The sequence below is a fragment of the uncultured Bacteroides sp. genome, from assembly GCF_949298305.1.
Taxonomy (GTDB): Bacteria; Bacteroidota; Bacteroidia; order Bacteroidales; family Bacteroidaceae; genus Bacteroides.
Window position 1 is genome coordinate 1 of sequence record NZ_CASFWU010000113.1, and the last position, 10405, is coordinate 10405.

9 protein-coding genes and 1 pseudogene are annotated in these 10405 nt (G+C 57.7%); 7 read left to right on the forward strand and 3 right to left on the reverse strand.

Translation table 11 applies throughout. The features are described 5' to 3' along the window. Positions 1-258: 258 nt before the first annotated feature. From Q1Y74_RS12495 to Q1Y74_RS12505, 3 genes are all read left to right on the forward strand, one after another. Positions 259-669: a secondary thiamine-phosphate synthase enzyme YjbQ gene (locus Q1Y74_RS12495; RefSeq protein ID WP_300814640.1), complete on the forward strand. Its 411-nt coding sequence runs from the start codon at positions 259-261 to the stop codon at positions 667-669. A 185-nt stretch (positions 670-854) separates the two neighbouring features. Beyond that, positions 855-1622, forward strand: coding sequence for an SDR family NAD(P)-dependent oxidoreductase (locus Q1Y74_RS12500; RefSeq protein ID WP_300814641.1), 768 nt, complete (start codon positions 855-857; stop codon positions 1620-1622). Positions 1623-2114: 492 nt separating this feature from the next. Then, on the forward strand, positions 2115-3095 hold the full coding sequence (locus tag Q1Y74_RS12505; RefSeq protein WP_300814642.1) for a transglycosylase SLT domain-containing protein: 981 nt from the start codon (positions 2115-2117) through the stop codon (positions 3093-3095). Positions 3096-3237: 142 nt separating this feature from the next. Here Q1Y74_RS12505 and Q1Y74_RS12510 read toward each other — a convergent pair whose 3' ends face one another. The 3 genes from Q1Y74_RS12510 to Q1Y74_RS12520 form a co-directional block, all read right to left on the reverse strand. Continuing rightward, positions 3238-4014: a TIGR03915 family putative DNA repair protein gene (locus Q1Y74_RS12510; protein ID WP_300814643.1), complete on the reverse strand. Its 777-nt coding sequence runs from the start codon at positions 4012-4014 to the stop codon at positions 3238-3240. A 234-nt stretch (positions 4015-4248) separates the two neighbouring features. Continuing rightward, positions 4249-5556 carry a putative DNA modification/repair radical SAM protein gene (locus Q1Y74_RS12515; protein WP_300814644.1) on the reverse strand — a complete coding sequence of 436 codons (1308 nt, stop codon included), beginning with the start codon at positions 5554-5556 and terminating at the stop codon, positions 4249-4251. Between the two features lie 116 nt (positions 5557-5672). Continuing rightward, entirely contained in the window at positions 5673-5846 is a 174-nt protein-coding gene (locus Q1Y74_RS12520) for a histone H1 (RefSeq protein ID WP_300814645.1), read from the reverse strand. Positions 5847-5994: 148 nt separating this feature from the next. Here Q1Y74_RS12520 and Q1Y74_RS12525 point away from each other — a divergent pair, with 148 nt between their 5' ends. The 4 genes and pseudogenes from Q1Y74_RS12525 to Q1Y74_RS12540 form a co-directional block, all read left to right on the forward strand. Continuing rightward, the gene (locus Q1Y74_RS12525) at positions 5995-6636 is read left to right on the forward strand and encodes an ATP-binding protein (RefSeq protein WP_300814646.1); all 642 of its coding nucleotides are present in this window, start codon (positions 5995-5997) and stop codon (positions 6634-6636) included. A gap of 62 nt (positions 6637-6698) precedes the next feature. Beyond that, positions 6699-8014, forward strand: a pseudogene (locus Q1Y74_RS12530) (alanine/glycine:cation symporter family protein). 77 nt (positions 8015-8091) lie between these two features. Continuing rightward, complete coding sequence (locus Q1Y74_RS12535) at positions 8092-8721, forward strand: hypothetical protein (protein ID WP_300814647.1); 630 nt, start codon at positions 8092-8094, stop codon at positions 8719-8721. A 68-nt stretch (positions 8722-8789) separates the two neighbouring features. Beyond that, the coding region (locus tag Q1Y74_RS12540) for a KamA family protein (RefSeq protein ID WP_300814648.1) at positions 8790-10405 on the forward strand (1616 nt) is incomplete at its 3' end.

A 10405-nucleotide genomic window follows, 5' to 3' on the forward strand; every position in this document is an offset into this window, starting at 1 on the left:
TAATGAAAATCAGCTACTTGACCTATTTTATTCTGCTAAACTTTATTAATTAACTTATTTGTTATCAACGGATTAGCTATAAATTTAACGAAGTATTAAGATTTATAACGGGCACGCAAATATCGCTTTTTTTCCCGAAAGGGCAAAAGATTAGTACAAGGATATGCCGCATAAAAGACAGTTTTGGCGTATATTTGCACGAAGTCCGCCCCCACGAGACCGAGAGGAGCGGACACGAACCCTTGAAAAAACGGAAACATGATTGAACAAAAAGAATTTACCCTCTCGCCCCACCGCAGGGGCTTCCACTTGGTGACGGACGAGGTGGTGCGCAACCTGCCGCCCCTGCCCGAAGCAGGACTGCTGCACCTCTTCATCAAGCACACCTCGGCCGCACTGAGCCTCAACGAGAATGCCGACCCCGACGTGCAGACGGACATGACGGCCATCTTCGACCGCCTGGTGCGCGAACGCGAACCCTACTACCAGCACACCTGCGAGGGCGACGACGACATGCCCGCCCACGCCAAGTCCACCCTGGTGGGCGCCTCGATTACCATCCCCATCAGCCACGGACGCCTGAACATGGGCATCTGGCAAGGCATCTACCTGTGCGAGTTCCGAAACCGAGGCGGAGGAAGAAGGGTGGTGGCGACAATCATCGGATAAATGAAGAACAAAAAAATGAAGAATGAAGAACAAAAAAAATGAAGAATGAAGAATTTCTGACAAACAACCGACTTGCGATAACCACTCGTAGCTTGTAGCTCATAACTCGTAGCTCGTAGCTCGTAGCTTGTAGCTCGTAGCTTGTAACTCGTAGCTTGTAGCTCGTAGCTCATAACTAACAAAATATGAAGAAAGCCATTATCATCGGTGCTACATCGGGCATAGGGCTCGAGGTGGCCCGCCAGCTCCTCGGCCGGGGCTGGCACATAGGCGTGGCCGGCCGACGGGAAGAAGCCTTGCAGGCGCTGCGCACAACGGCGCCAGACCGGGTGGAGACAGAGCGCATCGATGTCACCGACAACGATGCCCCCGAACGCCTGCAGACGCTCATCGACCGGATGGGCGGCATGGACCTGTTTTTCCTCAGCTCGGGCATCGGCTATCAGAACCCCGAGCTCGACCCCGACATCGAGCTGCGCACGGCACGCACCAACGTCGAAGGCTTTACCCGCATGACGACAGCCGCCTTCGCCTACTTCAAGGAGCGACAGGCCGAGGGCCTGTTGCCCCCTGAGGGCGGACACATCGCCGTCATCAGCTCCATCGCCGGCACCAAGGGGCTGGGAGCCGCACCCGCCTACTCGGCCACCAAGCGCTTTCAGAACACCTACATCGATGCACTGGAACAACTGGCACGTATGCAACACCTGCACATCCGCTTCACCGACATCCGCCCCGGCTTCGTTGCCACCGACCTGCTGCGTGGCGGCCACTACCCCATGCTGATGCGTCCCGACCGCGTGGCACACCACATCGTCAACGCCCTGGAGCGGCGCAAGAGGGTGGCCGTCATCGATGCCCGCTACCGCCTCCTCGTATTCTTCTGGAGGCTCATCCCGCGGGCGGTGTGGAAGCGGATGCCGGTGGGGGGGGAAAGAAAAGTGAAAAATTAAAAGTGAAGAATGAAAAGTGAAGAATGAAAAGTGAAAAATGAAAAGTGAAAAATGAAAAGGGAAAAATGAAAAGGGAAAAATGAAAAGGGAAAAATGAAAAGGGAAAAATGAAAAGGGAAAAATGAAAAGTGAAGAATTAAAAGAGAAGAATTAAAAGAGAAGAATTAAAAGGGGAAAATTAAAAGTGAAGAATTTAACCATTCACCATTAACCATTCACCATTAACCATTTACCATTAACCATTTACCATTAACCATTTACCATTCACCATTAACCATTTACCATTAACCATTTACCATTAACCATTTACCATTAACCATTTACCATTAACCATTCACCATTAACCATTTACCATTAACCATTCACCATTAACCATTCACCATTAACCATTCACCATTTACCATTTACCATTTACCATTTACCATTTACCATTTACCATTTACCATTTACCATTTACCATTCACCATTAACCATTTACCATTCACCATTAAAATGAAACGAAAAGCCATACCTTTCATCCTGACTGCCGCCGTCGCCCTTTGCGTCGGCGCCACCCTGCCCTTCCTGGCAGGCAGCAGCTCGTTCGACCCTACACGCGACTCGGTGAAGTCCGAAGTGCCCTACTGCGTCTCACCGCCCAGCGTGCCGGAGCAGATTGTCTTTGCCGGCCAGACCATCGACCTGAAGCGCTACGACCACCGCGAGCGGATGGACCGCGAACTGATGTCGTTCACCTTCATGCACTCCACCACCATGCTCACCATCAAGCGCGCCAACCGCTACTTCCCCGTCATCGAGCCCATCCTGAAGGCCAACGGCATCCCCGACGACTTCAAGTACCTGGCCGTCATCGAGAGCAGCCTCAACACCCTGGCCCGCAGCCCGGCCGGAGCGGCAGGCCTGTGGCAGTTCATGCCCGCCACGGGGCGCGAGTACGGGCTGGAGGTGAACGCCAACATCGACGAGCGCTACCACGTGGAGAAGGAGACCCGCGCCGCCTGCCTCTACCTGAAGGAGGCTTACGAGAAGTACGGCAACTGGCTCTGCGTGGCCGCCTCCTACAACGCCGGACAGGGCCGTATCTCCTCCGAACTGAAGAAGCAGCTGGCCGAACGCGCCACCGACCTCTGGCTGGTGGAAGAGACCTCGCGCTACATGTTCCGCCTGCTGGCCGCCAAGGCCGTCATCAGCCAGCCCCAGCGCTACGGCTTCCTGCTGAAGCGCGAGCAGCTCTACCCGCCCATCCCCTACCAGGAGGTCACCGTCACCACGGGCATCGACACCCTCGCCGTCTTTGCACGCCAGCAGGGCATCACCTACGCCCAGCTGAAAGACGCCAACCCCTGGCTGCGCGACCGCTCGCTGGCCAACAAGAGCCGCCGCACCTATGTGCTGAAAATCCCCACACAGGCAGGCATGAACTACGACCCCAAGCAGACGGTGCCCCACAACAGCAACTGGGTGGTTGACTGAGACGGGCGGCACAACGCCACCCGTCACCCGGGCGAGAACCGCAAGCCGGGGCATGTAATCAACTCGCGCCGCCACGTCGCCCTGCTGAAGCGGCGCATTGTCGAGGCGAAGGAACGGGGCGAAGGGGTGTGGATCAGGATAGTCAGTCCTGTTGCTTCTCGGTCAGATACTTCCAGTAGCGCACGGGCATGTCCTGGCGGTGCTTGCGCGGATTGAGGCGCTCCTTGATGCAGATGGCCTTGAAATAAGTCTGCCACAGCTGCCGGAAGAGGCGCTCGTCCTTGTCCAGCAGGCTGTCGTCCAGGCGGCCGGAGACGAGGTGGGGCAAGTTGTCCGCCTCGCTGAAGGTGACGCGGCGCACGTCCGTCAGGTCGTAGTAGAAGCCATAGGCGCGGCCCACGTCGTAGAGCAGCCAGCGCTGGTCGGCAAAGCGGTCGCGGAAGTGACCCACGACCAGCGGCAGGGCGTTCTTCTGCGGCTCGACGGCGGCGAAGTAGGTGCCGTCGGCCGCCTTCTGGAAACGGACGAACTGAAGCAGGCGCAGGCGCTCCCAGTCCACCCGCTTCCACATGCGGGCGAAGGCCAGCACGTCGGGGTCGGCAAAGTGGGTCTCGATGGAGCGGGGGGCGTCGACGGCCTTGCGGATGTAGCGGAAGAGGAGCATGGGCGTCTCGGCCTCCTCGGCCAGCCAGCACTGCGCCAGGCAGGTCATGGCCGAAGCCGACAGCTTCTTCTGCAAGCCGCGCCACACGCGGGAGGCCTTGGCGTCGTCGGTCTGCACGGCGAATACTTCGTCGCAGAACAGTGGCAGGGGCTCGTCCGCGCCCAGCAACGCGTCGGGGAAGGTGCGGCGGGCGTAGGCCTCGAAAACGGCGGTCAGCAGGCTGGGGAAGGTGTTGTCGAACTGGAAGACGGTCATGTGAATTAATAATTAACTCAAGTTTTGGTTTTACCAAAACTTGCAGGAGTTAATGGAGTTAGAAGGAGTTATCGCCCACCAAGGTGGGCTTAGGAGTTAAAGCCGATAGCTCAAGTGTATGGTCGGCATCCTTCTCACAAAGGTATTGGCTTAACTTCTTAACTCCTTAACTACAATCGATTAATAAACTTGCGAAACTTAAGATAATTAATAATTAAGAACGGCTATCTGTATTCATTCACTTTCCCCCTCTCTTTCGGAGAGGGGCCGGGGGTGAGGCTCTCCCCCCCACTCTATACTCAGCTGCCGCTCGTCCGCCTGTTTCCTGGGCTTGGCCACCAGCAGGCGGCGGACACCCTGCGGAGTCAGCTCGTGGATGGTGCGGGCGGGCAGTTCGTTGCACGTCAGGAAGTATTGCGCCTTCTTCATCACCACGCCCATCCTCTTCAGCTCGTAGAAGCCCAGGCGGGAGAAGCGGCGCGAGGCCACGATGAGACGGGCGGACTTCACACCCACGCCGGGGATGCGCAGCAGCAGTTCGTAGTCGGCACGGTTGACGTCGACGGGGAACTGCTCGGGATGGCGCAGGGCCCACGACAGCTTGGGGTCGACTTCGAGGTCGAGGTCGGGATAGGCGTCGTCCACAATCTCGTCCACCTTGAACTGATAGAAGCGCAACAGCCAGTCGGCCTGGTAGAGGCGGTTCTCGCGCACCAGCGGAGGCAGTTTCAGGGCGGGCAGGCGCTTGTCGTAGGTGTTCACCGAGACGTAGCCCGAATAGTAGACGCGGCGCATCGTGGGGCGGCTGTACAGGGCAGACGACAGCGTGAGGATGTCGCGGTCGGTCTCCGACGTGGCGCCCACAATCATCTGCGTACTCTGTCCGGCGGGGGCAAAGCGGGGCGCATGGCGGTGCTTCTTGCGCTCCTCGGCGCTTTCGAGCACGCCCTGCTGGATGTATCGCATGGGGGCAAAGACACTCCGATGGTCTTTCTCGGGCGCCAGCAGCTTCAGGTTCTCCTCGCGGGGAATCTCGATGTTGACGCTGAGGCGGTCGGCGTAGAGGCCGGCTTCGTTCACCAGCTCGCGGCTGGCGCCGGGGATGCTCTTCAGGTGGATGTAGCCGTTGAAGCGGTGGACGAGGCGCAGGTCCTTGGCCACGCGCACCAGGCGCTCCATGGTGTAGTCGGGGTTGCGCACCACACCGCTGCTCAGGAAGAGGCCTTCGATGTAGTTGCGGCGGTAGAACTCGATGGTGAGGTCCACCAGCTCGCTGACGGAGAGCGTGGCGCGCGGCAGGTCGTTGCTGCGGCGGTTGATGCAGTAGGCACAGTCGTAGATGCAGTAGTTGGTGAGCATCACCTTGAGCAGCGAGATGCAGCGTCCGTCCTCGGCAAAGCTGTGGCAGATGCCCCATCCGCCCACGGTATTGCCCAGCGTGCCCGCCCGATTGGAGCGCACCGTGCCGCTGCTGGAGCAGGAGACGTCGTACTTGGCCGACTCGGCCAGTATCTTCAGCTTGTTGAGGACGTTTTCGTTCATGGCAGTTGGAGTAATGGAGAGTTGAGAATGGAGAGTTGGGGATTCTCTCTATTATCTACAAAAAAAGACTGCCTTTTGTCTGACAGTCTTCCTTGTAATTTCTTCAGTGCCACCCCTTATTTCGCAGCTTCCAAAGATGCCTTGCGGAATGCCTTCATTGCCTTCTCAATCTCCAAAGAGGCCTTGCGGGCACGAGTACCGGCTGCCTTGTTACCAGTCTCAACTTGAGCTTTCGCATCTTTTTCAAATGCTGCATACAATTCAGCAACCTTTTCTACTAATTCTTTCATAATCCTATTAAATTACTTCGTTAATAATGTTCAGGCAAAAATACATTCTTTCCCGAAATAAATGCGCAAAAACGATATTTTTTTTGAAATAAAATGAGTTTTTGACCCAAAAACATACATCTGACTGTTTTTTACCTACATTTGTAGCATGAAAACGAATGCGAATACCGACTATATACACGCCTTGATTGCCGAAGGCGAACACCAGCAACAAGACTTCAAATTTGAGATTTCGGACGCGCGCAAGATAGCCAAGACATTTTCGGCCTTTGCCAATACGGACGGCGGAAGGCTGCTCATCGGCGTGAAGGACAACGGCAAGATTGCCGGCGTGCGCTCGGAAGAGGAGAAGTACATGATTGAGGCGGCGGCCGAACTTTATTGTACCCCGACGGTTAATTACTCCATGCAGACCTACCAGGTGGAGGGGCGCAACGTGCTGCTGGTGCAGATTGAAGAAAGCGGACAAAAACCCGTCTACGCCAAGGACGAATCGGGCAAGCCGCTGGCCTACCTGCGCATCAAGGACGAGAACATCCTGGCCACGCCCATTCACCTGCGGGTGTGGCAGCAGAGCGGAAGCCCGCTGGGCGAGCTGATGGAGTACACCGGGCGCGAACAGCTCCTGCTTGATTTGCTCCGCGAAAACGAGCAGTTGTCGCTGAACCGCTACTGCCGCCTGGCCCGTCTGTCGCGACGCGCTGCCGAGCATCTGCTGGCCAAGTTCATCCGCTACGGCATTGTGGAGGCGGTGTTTGAAGGACACAAGTTTCACTTCCGGCTGAAGTAGGCCTGACCAATGAGCCTAATCCTTTACCTTCTAATCCCTAAACCCTCAACCAATAAAAACTTATGAATGCAATCAACCTGATAAACGACATCCTGTGGACCTATCTCCTCATTGCCCTCCTGCTGGGTTGCGCACTGTGGTTTACGTGGAAGACCCATTTTGTACAATTCCGCATGCTCAGGGAGATGGTGCGCCTGCTGGGCGACTCGGCTGGTACGAAGAAGAACGTGAAGCACATCTCCTCTTTCCAGGCCTTTGCCATCTCCATTGCCAGCCGCGTGGGCACGGGCAATCTGGCGGGCGTAGCCACCGCCATCGCTGTGGGAGGGCCAGGTGCCGTCTTCTGGATGTGGGTCATTGCCCTGCTGGGCGCCTCCAGTTCGTTTGTAGAGTCCACCCTGGCACAACTCTATAAGGAGAAAGGCAAGGACTCCTACATAGGCGGCCCCGCCTACTACATGCGCAAGGGGTTGAAGCAGCCGTGGATGGGCGCCCTGTTCGCGGTGCTCATCACCGTCACCTTCGGCTTTGCCTTCAACTCCGTGCAGAGCAACACGCTCTGTGCCGCGTTCGAGAACGCCTTCGGCTTCGACCATGCCGTGGTGGGTGGCATCGTCACTGCACTGACCGTCGTCATCATCTTCGGTGGCGTGCAGCGCATCGCACGGGTGAGCAGCGTCATCGTGCCCGTCATGGCGCTGGGCTATGTGGGCCTGGCCCTTGCCATTGTCCTGATGAACCTCGGCGAGCTGCCTGCCGTCATCGGCCTCATTGTCAGCCACGCCTTCGGCTGGGAGCAGGTGCTGGGAGGCGGTGTGGGGGCAGCCCTGATGCAGGGCATCAAGCGCGGCCTGTTCAGCAACGAGGCGGGCATGGGCTCGGCACCCAACGTGGCGGCCACCGCCCACGTCAGCCACCCTGTGAAGCAGGGACTCATCCAGACGCTGGGCGTATTTACCGACACACTCATCATCTGCACCTGCACGGCCTTCATCATCCTCTTCAGCGGCGCCCCGCTGGACGGCTCGGCCAACGGCGTGCGGCTCACCCAGCAGGCGCTCACCAACGAGATAGGCCCCTCGGGCGGCATCTTCGTGGCCGTGGCCTTGTTCTTCTTCGCCTTCAGCAGCATCTTGGGCAACTATTACTACGGCGAGGCCCGCTGGAGGTGGCCTGGGGGCTGGCTGACATCACCATGGGGCTGATGACCCTCTGCAACCTGACGGCCATTGCCCTGCTGGGCAAATATGCCTTCCGCCTGCTCGACGACTACCGCACGCAGAAGCGCAAGGGCATCAAAGACCCTGTGTTCACCGCCGGCCGCCTGAAGGAAGTGGAGAAAGACCTGGATTGCTGGCAGGAGAAAGTTGAGAAATAAGCCCCGCACAACGTTGGTGTAAATCAACTTATTTCGTACTTTTGTGCCACGATTTTAACACAATTCATCAAAACTATATGGGAATATTTGCCAACTTATTCAAAAAGAAATCCGAAGAGGTTTCGTCCAAAAACGTGGAAGACTTCGTGTCGCTGACCCGCGTTTACTTCCAGTCGGTCATAGCCGCCAATTTGGGCATCACCAACATACGCTTCGTCCCCGACGTGGCCAACTTCAAGCGCCTGTTCAAGATACCCACCCAGGGCGGACGGCTGGGGCAGGCCGAAAAGGCTGCCTCGAAGAAGATGCTGATGCAGGACTATGGCCTGAGCGAAAACTTCTTCAAGGAGATAGACGCCTCCATCAAGAAACACTGCCGCACGCAAAACGACGTGCAGGCCTACCTCTTCATGTATCAGGGATTCTCCAACGACCTGATGATGCTCATGGGCAACCTGATGCAATGGAAATTCCGTGTGCCTTCCATCTTCAAGGGCGCCCTGCGCACCATGACCGAAAAGACCGTCCACGACGTCTGCACCAAGACCGTGTGGAAAAAGGACGACGTACACAAGACAGCCGCTGCCGTGCGCCAATACAAGGAGCGCCTGGGCTACTCTGAACAATGGATGACCGAATACGTTTATAATGTAGTGATGCTGGCCAAGAAAGAACCGAAAAAGAAGGCCGAAGAAACCAAATCGTAGGTACAAAGCCCCACAACGACAGGGACAACCGGAGGAGGAGAGTTACCGTAAACAGAAAACAACCGCTTATGAAACAGAAGAAATTGCTTGCCCTGACCCTCTCACAACTGAGACAACTCTACCGTCACGAACTGCCCGAGCTGGACGAACTGGCCGCCCGAAGCGGCGACGAAGGCGACTTCAGGCAAAACCTGCTGGAGCACCTGGCCACCCATCCGCAGGCTGAGGGCGAAGCGTGCCGGCAGCTGCGCCTCCTGGCGGAGCACGACGGGCGGACAGTGTTCGAGCTGTCCACCGGCGAGCAGCTGCCCGTCAGCACCCTCTCCCTGCTCTTCCGCTTCCTGACGGGACAGTCGGACGCGGAGATGGAGACCGACGTGTTCGTCGACCTGTATGCCCAATTCAAGCGCCTGCAGCAACCCTCCCCCCATCTGCCTTCGCCCCAGCGCGTCAAGGCCTTGACCGAACGGTGGCCCTCGGGGCTGGACGAGGAGGTGCAGGAGATACGCGCCCGCAACAAGGAACGCATCATCCACGCCCTCATCCAGAAGATAGAGGGCCGCAAGAGTTCCCGCTACCACTTCGACGAAGGCGCGAGCTATGAAGAGAAATACCGTCTGGTGAGCGAATGGTGGGACGATTTCCGCTTCCACCTGGCCATGGCCGTCAAGGGGCCGAAGGAGCTGAACCGCTTCTTGGGCAATTCGCTTTCGGCGGAGACCATATACCTCCTTTCCAGGGCACGCAAGAAGGGTATGCCCTTCTTCGCCACCCCCTACTACCTCTCGCTCCTGAATTGCGGCACGGAGGGCTACGACGACGAAGCCCTGCGCAGCTACATCCTCTATTCGCCCCAACTGGTGGAGACCTACGGCGAGATACGCGCCTGGGAGCGCGAGGACGTGGTGGAGGCGGGCAAGCCCAACGCTGCCGGATGGCTCCTGCCCGACGGGCACAACATCCACCGCCGCTATCCCGAGGTGGCCATCCTCATCCCCGACACCCTGGGGCGCGCCTGCGGGGGTCTTTGTGCCTCCTGCCAGCGCATGTACGACTTCCAGAGCAAGCGCCTCAACTTCGAGTTCGACGAACTGCGCCCCAAGGAAAGCTGGGAGAAGAAGCTGCGCCGCCTGATGGCCTACTTCGAGGAGGACACCCAGCTGCGCGACATCCTCATCACGGGCGGCGACGCGCTGATGAGCCAAAACAAGACTCTGCAACACATCCTGGACGCCGTCTGCCGCATGGCCCAGCACAAGCGCAAAGCCAACCAGGCGCGCCCCGAAGGGCAGAAATATGCCGAACTGCAACGCATCCGACTGGGCTCGCGCCTGCCCGCCTACCTGCCCATGCGCATCAACGACGAGCTGGTGGAAATCCTGCGCGCCTTCAAGGAGAAGGCTTCGGCGGCAGGCATCAGCCAGTTCATCATCCAAACCCACTTCCAGACTCCGCTGGAGATGACGCCCGAAGCTGCCGAAGGCATCCGCAAGCTCCTCTCGGCCGGATGGCTGGTCACCAACCAGCTGGTGTACAACGTGGCGGCCTCGCGACGCGGACACACCACCCGTCTCCGCCAGGTGCTCAACCAACAGGGTGTAATACCTTACTACACCTTCTCCGTCAAGGGGTTTGAGGAAAACTACGCCGTATTCGCTCCCAACTGCCGCTCCCTGCAAGAGCA